The sequence below is a fragment of the Oscillibacter hominis genome, from assembly GCF_014334055.1.
In the GTDB taxonomy this organism is placed as follows: Bacteria; Bacillota; Clostridia; order Oscillospirales; family Oscillospiraceae; genus Oscillibacter; species Oscillibacter hominis.
This window is the reverse complement of record NZ_CP060490.1, coordinates 1056071-1075800: the sequence shown is the minus strand read 5'-3', so window position 1 is coordinate 1075800 and position 19730 is coordinate 1056071. Positions and strand designations below refer to the sequence as shown.

19 protein-coding genes and 4 pseudogenes are annotated in these 19730 nt (G+C 51.6%); 21 read left to right on the top strand and 2 right to left on the bottom strand.

The features are described 5' to 3' along the window. The first annotated feature begins 153 nt into the window (after positions 1-153). The 8 genes and pseudogenes from mobQ (at position 154) to H8790_RS05330 (ending at position 7371) form a co-directional block, all read left to right on the top strand. Positions 154-1692: a MobQ family relaxase gene (gene mobQ, locus H8790_RS05365; protein WP_207732087.1), complete on the top strand. Its 1539-nt coding sequence runs from the start codon at positions 154-156 to the stop codon at positions 1690-1692. Then, positions 1689-3572: an AAA family ATPase gene (locus H8790_RS05360; protein WP_071143481.1), complete on the top strand. Its 1884-nt coding sequence runs from the start codon at positions 1689-1691 to the stop codon at positions 3570-3572. Before mobQ ends, H8790_RS05360 begins: the two co-directional genes overlap by 4 nt. Before the next feature lie 137 nt (positions 3573-3709). Next, positions 3710-5257: pseudogene (locus tag H8790_RS05355) on the top strand (VirD4-like conjugal transfer protein, CD1115 family); the annotation flags it as partial. A 97-nt stretch (positions 5258-5354) separates the two neighbouring features. Then, a pseudogene (locus H8790_RS05350) lies at positions 5355-5483 on the top strand (Maff2 family mobile element protein); the annotation flags it as partial. A gap of 189 nt (positions 5484-5672) precedes the next feature. Continuing rightward, positions 5673-5996, top strand: a complete 324-nt coding sequence (locus H8790_RS05345) for a PadR family transcriptional regulator (RefSeq protein ID WP_055247170.1) — start codon at positions 5673-5675, stop codon at positions 5994-5996. Beyond that, a complete protein-coding gene (locus H8790_RS05340; protein ID WP_055247169.1) occupies positions 5993-6577 on the top strand; it encodes a DUF2812 domain-containing protein in 585 nt (194 codons plus the stop codon). The genes H8790_RS05345 and H8790_RS05340 overlap by 4 nt, the downstream gene beginning before the upstream one ends. Positions 6578-6734: 157 nt before the next feature. After that, positions 6735-7178 (top strand): sigma-70 family RNA polymerase sigma factor, encoded by a 444-nt coding sequence (locus H8790_RS05335; RefSeq protein WP_187333880.1) that lies wholly within the window; start codon positions 6735-6737, stop codon positions 7176-7178. Further along, positions 7171-7371 carry a helix-turn-helix domain-containing protein gene (locus H8790_RS05330; RefSeq protein WP_050617396.1) on the top strand — a complete coding sequence of 67 codons (201 nt, stop codon included), beginning with the start codon at positions 7171-7173 and terminating at the stop codon, positions 7369-7371. Before H8790_RS05335 ends, H8790_RS05330 begins: the two co-directional genes overlap by 8 nt. Before the next feature lie 86 nt (positions 7372-7457). Here the strand turns inward: H8790_RS05330 and H8790_RS05325 are convergent, their stop codons facing one another. Then, positions 7458-7862, bottom strand: coding sequence for a hypothetical protein (locus tag H8790_RS05325; RefSeq protein ID WP_187333879.1), 405 nt, complete (start codon positions 7860-7862; stop codon positions 7458-7460). Between H8790_RS05325 and H8790_RS05320 the strand changes: the two genes are divergently transcribed. From H8790_RS05320 to H8790_RS05295, 6 genes are all read left to right on the top strand, one after another. Then, positions 7846-8244, top strand: a complete 399-nt coding sequence (locus tag H8790_RS05320) for a plasmid mobilization protein (protein ID WP_024738891.1) — start codon at positions 7846-7848, stop codon at positions 8242-8244. The two genes, H8790_RS05325 and H8790_RS05320, sit on opposite strands and share 17 nt — an antisense overlap. Further along, the gene (locus tag H8790_RS05315) at positions 8216-9832 is read left to right on the top strand and encodes a relaxase/mobilization nuclease domain-containing protein (RefSeq protein ID WP_024738892.1); all 1617 of its coding nucleotides are present in this window, start codon (positions 8216-8218) and stop codon (positions 9830-9832) included. Before H8790_RS05320 ends, H8790_RS05315 begins: the two co-directional genes overlap by 29 nt. 185 nt (positions 9833-10017) lie before the next feature. After that, positions 10018-10212, top strand: a complete 195-nt coding sequence (locus H8790_RS05310; protein ID WP_081731938.1) for a hypothetical protein — start codon at positions 10018-10020, stop codon at positions 10210-10212. After that, complete coding sequence (locus H8790_RS05305) at positions 10202-10945, top strand: phage replisome organizer N-terminal domain-containing protein (protein ID WP_024738893.1); 744 nt, start codon at positions 10202-10204, stop codon at positions 10943-10945. The genes H8790_RS05310 and H8790_RS05305 overlap by 11 nt, the downstream gene beginning before the upstream one ends. After that, entirely contained in the window at positions 10942-11781 is an 840-nt protein-coding gene (locus H8790_RS05300) for an ATP-binding protein (RefSeq protein WP_024738894.1), read from the top strand. Before H8790_RS05305 ends, H8790_RS05300 begins: the two co-directional genes overlap by 4 nt. A gap of 12 nt (positions 11782-11793) precedes the next feature. Continuing rightward, complete coding sequence (locus H8790_RS05295) at positions 11794-11982, top strand: transposon-encoded TnpW family protein (protein ID WP_024738895.1); 189 nt, start codon at positions 11794-11796, stop codon at positions 11980-11982. 50 nt (positions 11983-12032) lie between these two features. On the opposite strand, the gene H8790_RS05290 is transcribed toward H8790_RS05295, so the two are convergent. Continuing rightward, positions 12033-12653 (bottom strand): alpha/beta fold hydrolase, encoded by a 621-nt coding sequence (locus H8790_RS05290; RefSeq protein WP_024738896.1) that lies wholly within the window; start codon positions 12651-12653, stop codon positions 12033-12035. A 212-nt stretch (positions 12654-12865) separates the two neighbouring features. Here H8790_RS05290 and H8790_RS05285 point away from each other — a divergent pair, with 212 nt between their 5' ends. From H8790_RS05285 to H8790_RS05255, 7 genes and pseudogenes are all read left to right on the top strand, one after another. After that, entirely contained in the window at positions 12866-14476 is a 1611-nt protein-coding gene (locus H8790_RS05285; RefSeq protein ID WP_024738897.1) for a recombinase family protein, read from the top strand. A gap of 87 nt (positions 14477-14563) precedes the next feature. Then, positions 14564-14656, top strand: a pseudogene (locus H8790_RS14070) (Maff2 family mobile element protein); the annotation flags it as partial. 11 nt (positions 14657-14667) lie between these two features. Then, entirely contained in the window at positions 14668-15534 is an 867-nt protein-coding gene (locus H8790_RS05275; protein WP_187333877.1) for a VirB6/TrbL-like conjugal transfer protein, CD1112 family, read from the top strand. A 12-nt stretch (positions 15535-15546) separates the two neighbouring features. Next, positions 15547-16317, top strand: coding sequence for a DNA-methyltransferase (locus H8790_RS05270; protein ID WP_187333876.1), 771 nt, complete (start codon positions 15547-15549; stop codon positions 16315-16317). 59 nt (positions 16318-16376) lie between these two features. Beyond that, positions 16377-16888 (top strand): annotated as a pseudogene (locus H8790_RS05265) (MT-A70 family methyltransferase). Continuing rightward, positions 16888-17256, top strand: coding sequence for a PrgI family protein (locus H8790_RS05260; RefSeq protein WP_187333875.1), 369 nt, complete (start codon positions 16888-16890; stop codon positions 17254-17256). Before H8790_RS05265 ends, H8790_RS05260 begins: the two are co-directional and overlap by 1 nt. Next, entirely contained in the window at positions 17222-19327 is a 2106-nt protein-coding gene (locus H8790_RS05255) for a VirB4-like conjugal transfer ATPase, CD1110 family (RefSeq protein WP_187333874.1), read from the top strand. Before H8790_RS05260 ends, H8790_RS05255 begins: the two co-directional genes overlap by 35 nt. The last annotated feature ends 403 nt before the right edge of the window (positions 19328-19730 follow it).

The window sequence follows — 19730 nt, the reverse complement described above, 5'->3', positions numbered from 1 at the left end:
CCGGGCATTATTGCCTTGTGCAGAGATTGGCGGCTTGCGCCGCGACAGGGAAACCTACACTTTCCCTGCGACAGCTTGCGCTGTCTACCCTTTTGTGTACCCCACGAAAGCGAACACCTTGCTTTGCAAGCTATTCACTTTCATGGGGTTTTGTTGACCGTATCGGGAGGTGATACTATCGCAATCTACCATTGCAGCATTAAGATTGTCAGCCGGGGAAAGGGCAAATCTGCCGTAGCCGCAGCAGCCTACCGCGCCGGAGAGAAGCTGACAAACGAGTGGGACGGACTGACCCACGACTATACAAGAAAAGGCGGCGTTGTTCATTCTGAAATCATGCTGCCGCCCCATGCCCCACCCTCTTTCTCTGACCGTTCTATTCTATGGAACAGCGTGGAGCAAATCGAAAAATCGAATAACTCACAGCTTGCGAGGGAAATCGAAATCGCCCTACCTGTTGAACTTTCAAGAGAGGAACAGACCCGCCTTGTCCGGGAATACTGTTCCTCTCAATTTGTTTCCAAAGGAATGTGCGCCGACTTCAATATCCACGACACAGGCAACGGCAACCCACACGCTCATATCCTTTTGACTATGCGCCCCCTTGATGAAAAAGGCACATGGGCGGCGAAGTCAAAAAAGGAATATGTCCTTGACGAAAATGGGGAGCGCGTAAAGCTGCCAAGCGGCAGATACAAGACGCGCAAGGTTGACCTTATGGACTGGAACAGGCAGGAGAACGCCGACCTATGGCGCAAGGCGTGGGCTGACCTTGCCAACGACTATTTAGAGCGAAGCGGCAGCGCGGAGCGTATCGACCACCGCAGCCATGCAGAGCGTGGTATTGAGGAACTCCCCACCGTCCACATGGGTGTTGCAGCTTCCCAAATGGAGAAGAAAGGCATAGCCACCGACAAGGGAGAAATCAACCGCATGATACAAAAGACCAACCGACTTATGCGGGAAATCCGGGGCTATATCGACAGCTTGAAAGAATGGCTTGCGGAGGTTTTCGCCGCTAAGAAGCAACTGCAAGCTGCCCCGCACTCTCCCGATATTGCCACGCTGCTTACAAGGTATTTGAGCATTGAACGAGAGAAAAGCCGGAAGTATTCACAGGGCTGGCAGCAACAGCATACTGCCGGGGAATTGCAAAAAATCAGCAAGGCGATTGTCTATCTGCAAAGCAAGGGCATTGCTACCCTTGAAGATTTGGACGCTGCCCTTTCCTCTGTTGATGAAGAAGCAAAGCGGCTGAATACAAGCGTTGTTGCCAAGCAGAAGCGCATGAGGACATTGGAAAAGTTTATCGAGCATGGCAGCAACTACAACCGCTTGAAGCCCATTCACGATGAACTGAAAACGCTGAAAAACGGATGGGGCAAAAAGAGAGAAAAATTTGAGCAAGCCCACGAAAGCGACCTCATTATCTGGAACGCCGCCAACCGTTTCCTGCACGCAAATCTGCCGGAGGGTACAAAGTCTTTCAAGGTGTCCGAGTGGCAGAAAGAATTTGACGAACTGAAAGCCCAATCCACAGGCGAATATGAAGAACTGAAAACAAAGCGCAGCGAGGTTAAGGAGTTACAGCAAATCCGAAAGTGCATTGATATTGTAGAGCAAGCCGAGCAGCGCACACAGGAACAGACACACCAAACACCAAGACGCAAAAAGGAGGATATTTCCCTATGACCTACACCAAAGAACAGATTGACCGGGCAAATCAGACCGACCTTGTATCATTCCTGCAAGCCCAGGGCGAACAGCTTGAACGCGCCGGACAGGAGTACCGTTGGAAACGGCACGACAGCTTGACGGTCAGAGAAAACAGATGGTATCGGCACAGCCAGAGCAAAGGCGGCGGTCCGATTGATTTTGTCATGGAGTTTTACGGCAAAAGTTTTCTTGAAGCCGTTGAAATGCTGATAGGCGAACGGGGCGAAGCACCCCCACCCGTCTATCTGCAATTCAGACTACCACCCAAAAGCCCCGACAACCAAACAGCGAGGAACTACCTTACAGCCGCCCGGCGCATTGATGAAGATGTGTCGGGCTTTTTCTTTTCCTGCGGCGATCTCTACGAGGAAGCCGCCCACCATAACGCCGTATTTGTCGGCAGAGATGAAAGCGGCATACCGAGATATGCCCACCAACGGGGAACGGTGGGCAGCTTCCGGCTTGATGTGAAAGGCAGCGACAAGACTTTTAACTTCTGCTACCGGGGCGAGGGCGAAAGGCTTTTTGTCTTTGAAGCCCCCATTGACCTGTTATCTTTCCTCTGCCTGTTCAAAAAGGAATGGCAGAAACAAAGCTATCTGTCATTGGGCGGCGTGAGTGAAAAAGCCCTGCTGCGTTTTCTCTCTGACCGTCCGAATATCAAGACCGTCTATCTCTGCCTTGACAGCGACAAAGCCGGGACAGACGCTTGCAGCCGCCTTAACAGCATTATCCCCCAAGGCTACACCGTCAATCGCCTTGTACCGTTGTTCAAAGACTGGAACGAGGTTTTACAGCGTAAAGAGGAAATTACAGACGGAAAATATCTGCGCGAAGCTGTCTATGGCTTGCGTGAGCCGCAACAGGAAGAAACCGTTGAAATTATCCGCATGAGCGAGGTTGACACACAGACCGTTGAATGGCTATGGGAGCCGTATATCCCTTTTGGAAAGGTAACAATCGTACAGGGCAACCCCGGCGAGGGAAAAACCACCCTTGCCCTGCGCCTTTGCGCCGCCTGTACCAACCGCAAGCCCTTTCCGGCTATGGCAGAGCATGAGCCTTTTAATGTTATCTATCAGACCGCAGAGGACGGTTTGGGCGATACCGTCAAGCCGCGCCTTATGGAAGCGGACGCAGACCTTGACCGGGTACTTGTCATTGACGAGGGCAAACAGGAATTGTCCTTATCCGATGAACGCATAGAAAGGGCAATCCGGCAGACCGGGGCGCGTCTTATAATCCTTGACCCCATACAGGCGTATGTAGGCGAAAAAACGGATATGAACAAGGCAAACGAAATACGCCCTATCTTTCGCCGCCTTGCCGAAGTTGCAGAGCGTACCGGGTGTGCCGTTGTGCTTATCGGGCACTTGAACAAAGCTGCCGGAGGTCAGAGCGCATACCGGGGATTAGGCTCTATCGACTTCCGAGCCGCCGCTCGTAGTGTGCTGCTCATAGGGCGCGTGAAACGAGAGCCGAATGTGCGCGTTATCATTCACGACAAATCTTCCCTTGCACCGGAGGGTAAGCCTATGGCGTTTTCGTTGGGCGCGGAAAGCGGCTTTTCATGGATAGGCGAATATGACATTACCGCTGATGAACTGCTGTCCGGCACAGGCGGCAACACCGAAACCAAGACCGAGCAAGCGGAAAGGTTGATACTCGATTTACTTGCAGACGGTAAGGAAATGGCAAGCGAGGATATTGTCAAGGCGGCAGCCGAAGCCGGAATATCCGAAAGAACGGTACAAAATGCCAAGCGCAGCATGGGCGGCATATTGGGCGCAAGGCGCGTTGGAAGTCAATGGTACAACTTCATCAAGAAGAAGCAGCCGCCCGAAACTGCAAAATGAAAGTGCAAAACGCAGAGCCTTTGCACCTTGCACTTTCGCACTTTCACTTTATCAACTCGCCCCATGTTGACCGCATGGGGCTTTTCTCTTGAAAAAATCCTGTTTTGCGTCAATAAATTGCGAAAAGCACTTGACAAAACGCTTCATGGGGAAACGAAAAGGACATCAAGCCCTTTGTCGATCCCAAGTTTGAAAACAATATGCTGCTGACCGCCACGGAACGGCTTACCATGAACACCCGCCCGAAAAATCCCGCAAACGCCCGCAACCTTAATTTCTGCGGGATCGGCTCGTCCGGCTCGGGCAAGACCCGCTTTTGGCTTACGCCCCAACTCCTGCAAGCTCATTCTTCCTATGTGGTGGTAGATCCCAAGGGCGGTGTTCTGGGGCAGGTCGGCTCTTTCTTGCAAAAGCGGGGCTATAAAATTAAGGTGTTCAACAGCATTGATTTTTCAAAATCCATGCACTATAACCCGCTGGCGTATATCAAGACCGAGGCTGACATTCTAAAGTTTGTCAATGCTCTCATTTCCAACACCAAGGGCGAGGGCAAGGAGGGCGACCCGTTCTGGACGAAAGCGGAAACACTTTTATATTGCGCCCTACTGGGCTACATCATTTTTGAGGGAGCCGAGGAGGATCGCAACATGAATACGCTGGTGGACATGATCTCCGGCATGGAGGTCAAGGAGGATGACGAGGACTTTCTCAACGCCGTGGACTATATGTTCAAGGGGCTGGAACAGCGCAAACCGAATTGCTTTGCGGTGAAGCAGTATAAAAAATACAAGCTAAGCAGCGGCAAGACGGCCAAAAGCATCTTGATCTCCTGCGGCGCTCGGCTTGCTCCCTTTGATATTCCCCAGCTTCGGGAGATCATGTCCTATGACGAACTGGAGCTTGACCGCATGGGAGATCGCCGCACGGCGACCTTCTTCTGCATCAGCGATACGGACAGTACCTACAATTTTCTTGTGGCGCTGGCATTTTCGCAGATGTTCAATCTCCTGTGCGAACGGGCGGACAATGTTCACGGCGGCAGGCTGCCCCATCATGTGCGGGTGTTGTGGGACGAGGCGGCCAACACCGGGCAGGTGCCAAACTTGGAAAAGCTGGTGGCGGTCATCCGCTCCCGTGAGATCAGCCTGTGCCTGCTGTATCAGCAGCTTGCCCAATGCAAGGCCATCTACGATAAGAACGCAGAAACCATCCTCGGCAACATGGACAGCGTTCTGTTCCTCGGTGGCCGTGAGGCCAGCACCATCAAAGAGATTTCCGAGAACTGGCTGGGCAAGGCTACGATCTCTATGCAGACCGAGGGGCGCTCCCGTGGGCAGTCCGAAAGTTACAGCCAGAACACCCAGCGGCTCGGGCGGGAGCTGATGACCCCCAGTGAGCTTGCCACCATGCCCGGAGATCGGTGCATTTTGCAGCTCCGAGGGCTGCCGCCGTTCTATTCCAAGAAGTACGACTTGAAACAGCACCCCAATTATCGCTTTACGGCGGAGGCCGATAAAGTGAAAAACGCCTTTGACCTTGACAGGCTCATAGACCGCCACAGGCGGCCGGGGCTGAACGAGGAATGTGAGGTGTACGAAGTGTCCGTGCCAGATGAGGCGCTCACAGACGAGGACGAGGACATCCTCAACTATGACGACCTCGACGACCCGGATGCTTTTGTATAGAGCTTTGGGACATTTCGTCCCAAGGTAGTAGGCTGCCGCCCGCAAGGGCGGCTTTTTTCATGGCCGGGGCTTTGACCCCGGAGAAACGGAGGAATATATGCAGTTTTTCGCTTCTGCCATCACCACTTTGCAGACCCTTGTGATCGCCCTCGGCGCTGGCCTTGGCGTGTGGGGCGTGGTCAATCTGCTGGAGGGCTACGGCTCGGACAACCCCGGCGCTAATGCTCATGTGCGGTAAAGAAGCTAAACCAAGACAAAGGCAGCCAAGGCTACCGCTATACCGTATAAGAATGGAGCAGTAACACCAAGATGTTGCTGCTTCATTTTCATATTTCCAAATTTCTTTGAACGCTGTTGACTTCTATTACGGTTAGTGATATATTTATTACAGTAACCGTAACAAGGGGGATAAACAATGCGTGATAATATGAAAGGTGGTGCGCTTACAGAAGTGACATTTTACATTTTACTTTCTCTCTATGCTCCAAAACATGGATATGCTGTCATGCAATTTATCGAAGAAAAAACAGGTGGGCGGCTTTCATTGGGAGCAGGCACTTTGTATGGTGCGCTAAACTCTTTGCAGGAAAAGAAATGGATTAAGCCTTGCGGAGATTGTGAAGGTAGAAAAAAAGAATACATCATTACCTCACTGGGAAAAGAAGTTGCGAAAAAAGAACTTGTAAGGCTTAATGAACTTGTAGAGGTTGCAAGTGGAATTATTGGAGGTACAGTATGAGAAAAAAATGTTATCATTTTTTTGGTGGTCTGTTGAATGCACAGGCGAATTGGCTGAATAAAATGTCGGAGAAGGGCTATCGTCTTATTCGAGCGGGGAAAATGTTATATGAGTTTGAAGAATGTAAACCTAATGAAGTAAAATACTGTGTAGAATTTATCGGAGAAAAATCGAAAGAGAATGCAAAAGACTATTCCCTCTTTTTGGAAGATATGGGCTATAAGGTATTTTTCAAAAATATCAATCTTAACTATTCTGTCGGTAAGGTGCGTTGGCGTCCATGGGCTGAAAAAGGCGGACGCATTGCGACCAACACTACAACCTTCAACCGTGAATTGTTGATTGTAGAAAAAGAGAATGATGGAAAACCGTTTGAACTTCATACTTCCTATGAAGACAAGGAAAACTATTACAGAAATCTGCGTAATCCATGGTTGTTGATACTGCTTATGTTTGCAATATTTGCAGTTATAAATCATTCGATTGTTTTTGGTGTGCTTGCTTTGATTTCTCTGATTCCCGTTCTTGTATATCAAATACAAATCATGCACAACAGACAAGAAGCAAAAACACAAGAATGATAATATAAATAGCAAATCCAGCCGAGCCAGTCAACCGCAAGTAAATGGGCTGCACCCACCGTTGACAGTCCCGCCTGTCCTTGCCGGTGGGTAATCAAGGGGCGACAGCAGAAAATGCTGCCGCCCTTTCCCATAATCGAAGAAAGGGGGATTTTCCATGACTGAATACGAAGCCTATCAAGAACATATCCGCTATACCCATGATACCTATTGCCGGATTGTTATTCGCCATGCGTCCTTTGACGCTGCCCGTATGCTGGCGGCGAGGTGGAAACGGGAAATCTCCCTTGAATACTTGACCGAAGAAAAGTTTGTCCCACTAAGCACCATAGACGAGTATTTTCAAGTGCCAGACTATGGCGAAACTTATCCATTCTCCGTCCGGGGGCAGACGATATTTTTAGATAGCTGTTCCCTTGCGGCGGCTCTTGCCGAACTGCCGGAACAGTCGCAGGAGGAAATCTTTTTGTATTACTTCCAGCATTTGAAGCAGAAAGAAATCGGAGAACAAAGCGGCTGGACACGCAGCACAATCGGGCGGCATATCCAGCTTGTCTTGAAGCGGCTGAAAGAGGAAATGGAGGCGCTGCCCCATGAGTGACCGACTTCTCCCCTATGACACGATTATAAAGGCACATGAGGGCGACCCCATAGCGATACAAGCTGTCCTTGACCGCTACGCTGGATATATCCGCTACTTCTCTAAGATGAACGGCTATTATAACTCTGATATGGAGGACTACATCAGAACAAAGCTGATTGAAAGCCTGTTCAAGTTCCGGCTTGACCGATAACATAAAAACTGAATATCTCACCGCCCTGCAGCGGCACACAAAGCAGTAAATCCGAAAAAGATTTGCTGCTTTTTTTGCGCCCATTTTCAAAAATCTTTGGCAAACCACACCGCCGGATTGTTGTAAGGAGCAGACAGGGAAAATAAAAAATTTCTGCTGCGTTTGCCAAAACGCACCCTTTTCACCGTTGTAGTGGTGAACGGCGGGCAGAACACGCCGCTGCAATCGCTATATTGGTGAAGCAAGCCAGTATATCCGCAAACCAGAGTCGCAGAGGAAAGCGGCAGTTTCTTAGAGCAAGATTCTACCACGGTGCCAAAATCCGCATATCTGCGGTTTTGCCCCTTTGGTAAATCTTGTTGGGGAGTTCCTTCCCCAAACCCTGCTATGCGGCTTGTGCCGCTTGAAAATCCCACCAAAAAATACTTAAAAAATCGCCCACAAAACGGCGGTAAGTGAAAGGAGTTGATACCCATAGGAAAGCGATACAATACGCCCCACCGAAGCCATGTAGTCAAGACACGCATGACCGAAGAAGAATATGCCGACTTCACGGAACGGCTAAAGAATTATGACATGAGCCAAGCCGAGTTTATCCGACAAGCCATTGCAAGGGTGACCATTCGCCCTATTGTTACCGTTTCCCCGGTCAATGATGAACTGCTATCCGCTGTTGGAAAGTTGATAGCCGAATACGGAAAAATCGGCGGCAACCTTAATCAGATCGCCCGTGCCCTCAACGAATACGGAACGCCCTACAATACGCTGTCCGTTGAAGTGCGAGCCGCCATTTCCGACCTTGCCGCCTTGAAGTTTGAAGTCTTGCGAAAGGTAGGTGACGCTGTTGGCAACATTCAAGCATATCAGCTCTAAAAATGCGGACTACGGTGCAGCCGAGCAGTATCTAACCTTTGAGCATGACGAGTTTACCATGAAGCCCACCCTTGACGAAACCGGGCGGCTCATACTCCGGGAGGATTATCGGATAGCCACGCTGAACTGCGGCGAGGAAGATTTTGCCGTTGCCTGTATGCGGGCAAATCTCCGATACGGTAAAAACCAAAAACGGGAAGATGTGAAAAGCCACCACTATATCATTTCCTTTGACCCACGGGACGCAGCGGACAACGGCTTGACCGTAGACCGGGCGCAAGCATTGGGCGAGAAATTTTGTGCCGAGCATTTCCCCGGACACCAAGCCATTGTCTGCACCCACCCGGACGGACACAACCACAGCGGCAATATCCATGTTCATATCGTTATCAATTCTCTGCGTATTGAGGAAGTACCCTTGCTGCCCTACATGGACAGACCGGCAGATACCCGTGCCGGGTGCAAACATCGCTGCACGGACGCTGCTATGGAATACTTCAAAGCCGAGGTCATGGAGATGTGCCACCGGGAAAATCTCTATCAAATCGACCTGCTCCATGGCAGTAAAAACCGCATTACCGAGCGTGAGTATTGGGCGCAGAAGAAAGGACAAGCCAAACTTGACAAGGAAAATGCCACCCTTGCAGCCGAGGGGCAGCCTGCAAAGCAGACCAAGTTCGAAACCGACAAGGCGAAGCTGCGGCAGACCATACGGAACGCCATGAGCGAAGCTACTACCTTTGACGAGTTTTCCGCTTTACTTCTGCGGCAGGGTGTGATCGTCAAAGAGAGCCGAGGGCGGTTGTCCTACCTTACCCCGGACAGAACGAAACCCATTACCGCCCGAAAACTGGGAGATGATTTTGACCGTGCTGCTGTTCTTACTCTTTTGGAGCAGAACGCCCACAGAGCCGCCGAAAAGACCGTACCCATACCCGAATACCATACCGCTGAAACAAACCGCACAGAGCGAGGAAAAACGCAGAAAATCGCCCCGACAGGCAACATTCAGAGAATGGTTGACCGTGCGGCGAAGCGAGCCGAGGGAAAAGGTATCGGCTATGACCGTTGGGCGGCTGTCCACAATCTCAAACAGATGGCGGCTACCGTTGCCGCTATGGAGCAATACGGCTTTACCCCGGATGAACTGGACGCAGCCCTTGTGTCTGCCAATGCGGATTTACACAGCAGCACCGCCAAGCTGAAGCCCATTGAAACGGCTATCCGTGAGAAAAAGGACTTGCAGAAACAGGTGCTTGCCTATGCCAAGACAAGAGATGTGCGTGACGGCTTGAAAAAGCAGAAAACCGATAAGGCACGCAAAGCCTACCGGGAAAAGCATGAAAGCGACTTTATCATAGCAGACGCAGCCGTAAGATATTTTCGGCAAAAAGACATTATCAAGCTGCCCACCTATAAATCGTTGCAGGCTGAAATCGAGCAGCTTACCGCCGAGAAGAACGCCCTTTACAACGAGTACCGGGCAAATAAAGAGCGTGTCCGGGAGTTGCAGACCATGAAAAGCAATCTTTCCCAAATGCACCACGGCGAACCGAGCAGACAGAAAAAGCATGAACAGGAGCGTTAAAAACCGCCCCGAAATGATACCGAAACCAAACAAAAACAGGGATATGCCCTTACCCCTATCCGCAATACTCCCCGACCTCAAAACAGGGCGTACAGGGCAAAAAATCCCCGAAAATGATACCGAGAAGATACAGTTTTCCCGCCCTATCCGTGATACCCACGGAAACGGCAGAAAGGAGCGTACCAATGCCACGCATGAGCAACAAACGGCGGATTGAATGGAGCTTTTTCCTCAACCACCGAAACCGAATTACCTATAACGACCTTTGCCGGGGGTGCACCCACGATTGCAAGCAGAGTTTCCGAGCCGTGATTATCCTCTGCCACCGGTATTACTCCAAGCGTTGGAAACCAAAGGAGGACACCGCCTATGGCAGATAACCGCAAATATTACTACCTCAAACTGAAAGAAAGCTATTTTGATGATGACGCTATCGTGCTGTTGGAGAGTATGCCGGACGGTATTCTCTATTCCAACATTCTCTTGAAGCTGTACTTAAAATCGCTGAAAAACGGCGGCAAGTTGCAGCTTGACGAGAATATCCCTTACACAGCACAGATGATCGCCACTCTTACCCGTCAGCAGGTAGGCACGGTGGAACGGGCGTTAGGGATTTTTCAGCAGTTGGGGCTTGTGGAGCAGCTACACGGCGGCTTGCTCTACATGACCGATATTGAACTGATGATAGGGCAATCCTCTACCGAAGCGGAACGAAAACGGGCGGCAAGGCTTGCAAACAAGGCTTTGCCACCACCCCGGACAAACGGCGGACATTTGTCCGACATTCGTCCACCAGAGATAGAGATAAAGAAAGAGATAGATATAGAGATAGAAAAAGAGAGAGAGTTAGAAACGGGACAAGCCCCCGCCCGCAGCTATGGCAGATACAACAATGTTTTTCTTTCCGATACGGAACTGGACGAGCTGAAAGCGGAACTGCCCGACAAATGGGAGTATTATATTGACCGCTTATCTACTCATATAGCGTCCAAAGGAACGAAATACCGCAGTCATGCAGCCACGATATACAAGTGGGCGCAGGAGGACGAAGCCAAGAAACCGCCGAAAAAAGGCATACCCGATTACACCTTTAAGGAGGGCGAGAGTTTATGACTGAACTTTTTACCGATACCGTTTTGAATATGATGACTACTACCGCAGAGCCGGAGGACTACACGGGCGAGGACGGTCTGCTTTACTGCAGCAAGTGCCGCACGGCGAAAGAAGCCTACTTTCCCAAAGAAACCGCCGCATGGTTGGGGCATGACAAGCACCCGACAGAATGTGACTGCCAACGGGAGAAGCGTTTGGAATGTGAATCCGCCGAGGAACGCAGACGACACCTTAACACCGTTATGGAACTGAAACGCCGGGGCTTTACCGACCTCACCATGCAGGAATGGACTTTTGCACATGACAACGGCAAATGCCCGCAGATGAGCAAGGCACATTTATATGTGGAGCATTGGGAGCAGATGAGAGAAAACAACTATGGTCTGCTCTTGTGGGGCAAGGTAGGCACAGGAAAAAGCTATTTTGCCGGGTGCATTGCCAATGCCCTTATGGAACAGGAAATCTCCGTCCGCATGACAAACTTTTCTGCGATACTGAATGATTTAACTGCCAGCTTTGAGGGGCGAAACGAATATATCGAGCATCTTTGCCGTTTCCCTCTGCTGATACTTGATGATTTTGGTATGGAGCGTGGCACAGAGTATGGTTTGGAACAGGTCTACAATGTAATTGACAGCCGATACCGCAGCCGAAAGCCGCTGATTGTCACCACCAATCTAAGCCTTACGGAACTGCAGAATCCACAGGACACCGCCCACGCCCGTATCTATGACCGAGTGCTTGAAATGTGTCTGCCTATCCTCTTTACAGGCAAGAACTTCCGAAAGGAAACGGCACAAGCCAAGCTCAATGGACTAAAAGAACTGTTGAAGTGAAAGGAGTTGCCTATGACAGAAAACAAACAGAATAACAATGACCGCACCGACCGCCGCCCGGACTGCGTGACGGAGATCCGCATGGGTAACACCGTGCTTGTTGTGTCCGGCTTTTTCAAGAAAGATACCACAGCCACCGCAGCCGACAAGATGATGAAAGTGCTGGAAGCGGAAACTGCTACACAAAAAACGGTGATTTAACATGATACTGAAAAGCGGTCACGCTTTTGGCGTGACCGCTGGCGGAGAAATTATAGGTTGAAAAATGCGGAGAGTGCTTTCCCCAAATCTTCGGGAGCGTCTATGTTTACTTCATGTCCAGAATTTTTAATCACTAATAATTCGGCTTGTGGTAACTGCGATTGAAGCTGTAAAGAAGCCTGTTTATTTGCTGCATCTTTCTCCCCGCAGATAACCATTACAGGGCTATTGATACACTTCAATTCTTTTTGGAAATCCAAGTTTATCATGGATTTTGACAGATTGATAAAATCCGTTTTACCAAGTCCCATGCTTTCAAATGTTCTTTTAGGCATAAACCGAAAGAGCATATTTTGAAATTGCAAGAGTTTTTTCGGCATTGTATATTGTGTCGCAACCAACGCCAAAGAGTTTATTTTATCTGGATTTTCAATCCCATATTGCAATGCGAGAATACCGCCTAAAGATAGCCCACAGATATTGACCGGTTCTGAAAATTGCTTACAGTATTCGGAGAAAGCAAGATATAAAACTTGATAGCAGACCTCTTTATCTTCAAACCAATCAAAAAGGTTCGGGCATAAAATGTCCGCACTTTTCCCCATAGTGTTAATCGTATTTTTCCAGCTTGATGATGTTTGCCCTAATCCATGAAGTAATATAGTTTTCATTTTCTCTCCTGCAATGTCTGATGTGTATTTACGGTAAAGTATATCACAGAGTTATGAACTTTTCTATCTTTTTTGCAGCGAGAAGCCGCACAGTAAAAAATCGTCATTTTGACAGGCGGTAAAGAAGCAGAAATCGCTATACAGACAGTCGCCCCATGTGGTACAATCAAGGTACGGAATAGTGGGGCTGGCTGTCGGAAACGGAGGATTTTATGTTAAGACAGACCAACCAACAACCAATTACCGCCCTTTACCCAAGACTTTCCCATGAGGACGAGCTGCAAGGCGAGAGCAATTCCATTTCCAACCAGAAGCGTATTCTTGAAACCTATGCAAAGCAGAACGGCTTTTCCAATCTGCGCTGGTACACGGACGACGGTTATTCTGGTGCGAACTTTCAAAGACCCGGTTTTCAAGCCATGCTTGCGGACATTGAAGCCGGAAAAGTCGGGACAGTTATCGTAAAGGATATGTCGAGGTTAGGGCGAAACTACCTGCAAGTGGGAATGTACACGGAAATGATTTTCCCACAGAAAGGTGTCCGCTTCATCGCTATCAATGACGGAGTGGACAGCGCACAGGGCGACAATGACTTTGCCCCGCTGCGGAATATCTTTAACGAATGGCTGGTGAGAGATACGAGCAAGAAAATCAAAGCAGTGAAACGCTCAAAAGGCATGAGTGGCAAGCCCATCACAAGCAAACCTGTGTATGGCTACCTCATGGACGAGGACGAAAATTTCATCATTGACGAGGAAGCCGCACCCGTAGTCAAGCAGATATACAACCTCTGCCTTGCCGGGAACGGTCCGACCAAGATAGCCCGTATGCTCACAGAGCAGCAGATCCCCACGCCGGGGACGCTGGAATACCGCAGGACGGGCAGCACCCGCCGCTACCACCTCGGCTATGAGTGCAAGTGGGCGACCAATACCGTTGTGCATATCCTTGAAAACCGGGAATACACGGGCTGTCTGGTAAACTTCAAGACGGAAAAACTCTCTTACAAAGTCAAGCACAGCGTAGAAAACCCGGAGGAAAAGCAAGCGATATTCGAGAACCACCACGAGCCTATCATAGACACCCAGACATGGGAACGGGTGCAGGAACTTCGCAAGCAGCGCAAACGCCCCAACCGCTATGATGAAGTGGGCTTGTTCTCCGGCATACTGTTCTGTGCAGACTGCGGCAGTGTGATGTATCAGCAGCGATACCAGACGGACAAGCGCAAGCAGGACTGTTATATCTGCGGCAACTACAAGAAACGCACCCATGACTGTACGGCGCACTTTATCCGCACCGACCTTTTGACTGCTGGTGTACTCTCCAATCTGCGGAAAGTGACAAGCTATGCGGCAAAGCATGAAGCCCGGTTTATGAAGCTCTTGATTGAGCAGAACGAGGACGGGGGCAAGCGCAGGAACGCCGCCAAGAAAAAGGAACTGGAAGCCGCCGAGAAACGCATAGCCGAGTTATCCGCTATCTTCAAGCGGCTGTATGAGGACAGCGTGACCGGGCGCATATCAGACGAGCGTTTCACAGAGCTGTCGGCAGACTATGAAGCAGAGCAACGGGAACTGAAAGAAAAAGCCGCCGCTATCCAAGCGGAGCTTTCCAAAGCACAGGAAGCCACCGTGAACGCAGAAAAGTTTATGAATGTTGTCCGGCGGCATACCAGCTTTGAAGAACTTACCCCTACTCTGCTGCGGGAGTTTGTAGAGAAAATCGTTGTGCATGAGTGCAGCTATGACGAGAACAAGACCCGTAGGCAGGACATTGAGATTTATTATTCTTTTGTTGGCAAGGTGGACTTGCCCGAATAACCGCCCGACCTATCCGACACAAGAGCTAAGTGCCGGATAGGAACGGCAAAATTTTTTGCACTTCTATTACTTCTTTATCACACATCAGCAAAGTCCCAGGGCATGAAACAGCTCATGGCGGGCGGCGGCATCATCGTGCTGGGTACGACCCTGATCCCTCTGCTGTCCACCCTGTTTTAAGGGCGTAAAGCATGGGATTTCTCACCGACTGGCTGACAGACTGGCTAAAAGAGCTGCTGATCGAGGGTATCATGGGCAACCTCACGGGGCTTTTTGATACGGTCAATTCCCGTGTCGGAGAGATTGCGGTGCAAGTGGGAACCACCCCGGCGGCATGGAACGCCGGGGTGTTCTCCCTGATCCGGCAGCTTTCTGAAACGGTGATACTGCCGATTGCCGGTCTGATCCTCACCTTCGTTGCCACCTATGAGCTGATTCAACTCATTATCGAGAAGAACAACCTGCATGATCTGGACTACTGGATCTTCTTCAAGTGGATATTCAAAACGGCCTGCGCCATTTTGATTTTGTCCAACACCTTCAATATCGTCATGGCGGTGTTCGATGTATCCCAAAGCGTGATTGCCCGGGCAGCCGGGATCGTGCAAGGCTCAACGGACATTTCGGAGTCCATGCTTGCCGACTTGGAGGCCACGCTGGAAACGCTGGGGCTTGGATCTCTGCTGGGGCTGTGGCTGCAATCCCTGCTCATTCATGTGACCATGTGGGCGATCAATATCGTGATTTTCGTCATCGTCTATGGCCGCATGATTGAAATATACCTGCTGACCAGCTTAGCCCCTATCCCCGTTGCTACGCTCTCTAACCGGGAACTGGGCAATACCGGGCAGAACTATTTGAAGTCCCTGTTTGCCGTGGGCTTTCAAGGGCTATTGATCCTCGTCTGTGTTGCCATCTATGCAGTGCTGATACAGGGTATCGCCACGGGCGGCGACCCCATCGGCGCGATATGGGGCTGCATGGGCTATTCCGTGCTGCTCTGCTTCTGCCTGTTCAAGACTGGCTCCATCGCCCGCAGCGTGTTCAGCGCACACTAAGGAGGGATGAATATGACCTTGGGACAAGTTGTCCCGAAGCTGGATGCGCTGCATCTCATAGACGGGATCGAGGGTTTGCGCTCTCTGCCAAAGCATAGCGTGGATATGCTCTTGACCGATCCGCCCTACGGCACGACCCGGAACTTTTGGGATGTGCCGCTGCCGCTCCCGGAGCTGTGGGAGGCTGTGCGCTGGGCGGTGAAGCCCAACGGAGCCATCCTGTTTTTCGCTCAATGCCCCTTTGACAAGGTGCTGGGCGCGTCCAACCTCGCCATGCTCCGCTATGAGTGGATGTGGTACAAGTCCCGGGCAACGGGCTTTCTCAATGCCAACCGTGCGCCGCTGAAAAAGTCCGAGAATATTCTGGTGTTCTATCAGAAGTCCCCGGTGTACCATCCGCAATTCACCTATGGGGAGCCGTACCGCAAGACCAATCCCCGCAGCGGGTGCAGTACCAACTACGGCAAGTTTGAACGGACAGGCTCAGAGTCCAGCGACGGGCGGCGTTATCCGGGAAATGTGCTGTTCGTGCCGACGGTGACGGGCGGCATCCATCCTACGCAAAAGCCCGTGGAGCTGTGCGAGTATTTCATCAAGACCTATACCGACGAAGGAGAGGTGGTGGCGGACATCTGCGCGGGCAGCGGCACGACTGCCGTTGCCGCCATGAACACAAGCCGCCGCTTCATCTGCTTTGAAAATGCCCCCTCCATCTACACCATCGCCGCCCAGCGCATCGAGCAGGCGCGGCTGGCCATGGCCGGGGGCGGGAAAGGAGAATAGCTATCAAAAAATACCCCATCATTTACGCCGACCCGCCGTGGCGCTACTCTGCAAAGAAAATGCAGGGCGCGGCGGAAAATCACTACCCCACCATGAGCATTGATGAATTGTGTGCGTTGCCTGTGGCCGAGCTTGCGGACAAGGACAGCGCCCTTTTCATGTGGGCGACCTTTCCCCAGCTCCCGGAGGCTCTGCGGCTTATCCGTGCGTGGGGCTTCACCTATAAATCCGTTGCGTTCGTCTGGCCAAAAAGAACAAAAAGGCGGATAGCTGGTTTTATGGGCTGGGCTTCTGGACGCGGGCAAACGCCGAGATCTGCCTGTTGGCGACCAAGGGACACCCGAAGCGGCAGGCCGCCGACATTCATCAATTTATCATTTCGCCCATTGAAGCCCACAGCAAAAAGCCGGACGAAACCCGTGATAAGATCGTTGCCCTCATGGGCGATCTGCCCCGTGTGGAGCTGTTCGCACGGCAGACCTCTCCCGGCTGGGATGTGTGGGGCAACGAGGTGGAGCCGACGATCCCGGACTTTGGGACAAGTTGTCCCAAACTGGAGGTGACAGACTGATGCCCTATGTGAATGTCCCGAACGATCTTTCCAAAATCAAGACAAAGATTGCGTTCAACCTCACCAAGCGGCAGCTTATTTGTTTCGGTGCTGGGGCGGCTATCGGCGTTCCCACCTACCTTTTGACCCGGCAGGCCATCGGCAACACCGGGGCGCTGTTCGCTATGCTGGCGATCATGCTCCCGGCGTTTCTGCTTGCCATGTATGAGAAGGACGGCTTACCCTTTGAAAAGGTGATCCGCAATATCATCCGGGTCAAGTTTACCCGCCCCGGCATCCGTCCGTATCGAACGGAAAATATCTACGCCCCATTTGCGCGAAAGGAGGAGCCTATTGAGCAAAGCAAAAAAGCAGAAAAACGCAAATAAACACCGGGCGCTGTCCGCCCAGCAGACCATTCCCTATATCGCCATGCACCCGGACGGAATCTGCCAGCTCCCCGGCGGGCTTTACACAAAGACGCTGGAATATGAGGACATCAATTATGCCGTGGCGTCCACGGAGGATCAGACTGCCATTATCAGCGGGTGGAGCGCGTGCCTGAATTATTTTGACAGCTCTCTGCCGTTCCAGCTTTCCTTTGTGAACCGCCGCAGCCGGAACGCCAACCGCTACAAGGTGAATATCCCGGCGCAGGAGGATGACTTCAACAGCATCCGGGGTGAGTATGTGGAAATGCTCAAAGGCCAGATCGCCAAGAGCAACAACGGCATTGAACGGTATAAGTACATCACCTTTGGCCTACCCGCCGAGGGCGTGGCAGAGGCGCGTCCCCGGCTGGGGCGCGTGGAGGCGGATGTCATGGGCAATCTGAAACGGCTGGGCGTCCAGTCCCGCCCGCTGGATGGCCGGGATCGGCTGGCGGTGCTGCACGGGCAGATGCACCCGGGCGGGCGTGAGCCGTTTCGCTTTGCGTGGAAAGACATTCCCAAGACGGGCATGGGGACAAAGGACTACATCGCCCCGGACAGTTTCGACTTTCGGCAGAGCCGGACTTTCCGTGTCGGCCAGATGTGGGGCGCGGCGTCCTATTTGCAGATCATGGCGTCGGAGCTGTCGGATAAGCTGCTGGCGGAGATTTTGGAACTGGACGCCGAGCTGACCGTCACCATGCACATTCAGACGGTAGACCAGCTCAAGGCCATTAAGACGATCAAAGGAAAGATCTCCGACATAGGCCGCATGAAAGCAGAGGAACAGAAAAAGGCTGTCCGTGCCGGGTACGACATGGAGATTTTGCCGCCTGACCTCATTACCTTTTCCAAGGATGCCGCCGAGCTGCTCTCCGACCTGCAAAGCCGCAACGAGCGAATGTTCCTGCTGACCTTTACGGTGGTGAACCTCGCTCCCACCCGGCAGCGGCTTGAAAACGATGTGTTCACGGTGAGCGGCATCGCGCAGAAATACAACTGCGCCCTGCGCCGTCTGGACTGGCAGCAGGAACAGGGCTTTGTGTCCTCGCTGGTGCTGGGCTATAACGGCATTGAGATCCAGCGGGGCATGACTACCAGCTCCACGGCCATTTTCATTCCTTTTATGACCCGGGAACTTCGTATGGACGGACAGGCGCTTTACTACGGCATGAACGCCCTTTCCAACAATGTCATCATGGCTGACCGCAAAAAGCTCAAATCCGCCAACGGAATGTATCTCGGCTCTACGGGCAGCGGCAAGAGCTTTGCCGCCAAGCGTGAGCTGATCAATGTGTTCCTCGCTACCAATGACCGCATCATCGTGGTTGACCCGATGGGCGAATATGCCCCGCTGGTGCGGCGCTTGGGCGGGCAGGTCATTGAGATCGCCCCGGACAGCCCACACCACATTTCGCCTATGGACTTGCAAATGAATATCAATGACGAGGACAGTCCGCTTTCCATGAAGGCGGATTTTCTGCTGTCCCTATGTGAGCTGATCGTGGGCGGCAAGGAGGGCTTGCAGCCCATCGAGAAAACCGTCATTGACCGCTGTGTGCGGCTGGTCTACCGGGAAATGGCGCTGGGGCTGGAAACGGCAAAAACGCCGCTGCTTCAAGATCTGTATGAGGAGCTGCTGCGCCAGCCGGAGCCGGAGGCGCGGCGGGTGGCGACGGCGCTGGAGCTTTACTGCACAGGCTCTCTCAACCTTTTCAACCATCCCACGAATGTTGATCTCAATTCCCGTGTGGTCTGCATCGTCCTGAAAGGCTTGGGCGAAAACCTCCGCAAGATCGCCATGCACACCACCAATGAATTTGTCACGGCGGCGGTGAACGCCAACCATGCCGAGGGCGTGGCGACTTGGTGCTACTTTGATGAGTTCCATATCCTGCTCCGTGACCCGCTGACAGCCAGCTACTTTGTGGCGGTATGGAAAATGCTCCGCAAAAAGGGCTGCGTCCCCTCGGCGCTGACGCAGAATGTGAAAGTGCGCCCAGATAGGGCGCTGTGCAAAGCAGTCTAAGGTACTGCCGCACACGGCAGTGTGCGAAACAATCTGCCTTACCGACTAAGGAGAAATCCTTTACGGGAACAGCGCATGGCAGAAAAAGGAATAGTCACCAAAGGACTTAGGTGCGACTGTTTTCTAATGTTAAGAAGATATGAGGATAAGATTGGGTTTATCGAATGTAAGGTTCCAGTTCCTGTTTTTTGCAGGTGTGGGAAAAGTCCTGAAACCCATGTCATAACGCTGTCACGTCATCTTTCACGGCGGGACAACTGCCAACACGTTATGAAACAGGCGTGAGAACACGTCACAACGAACCGAAAGCATATCCGACAATCTTCACTAACCTATGCACAGTGCTAACTGGGGATTGCCTAAGTCTGGCTCATTTGCCGGATATGGTAACGGAGGCTCCATA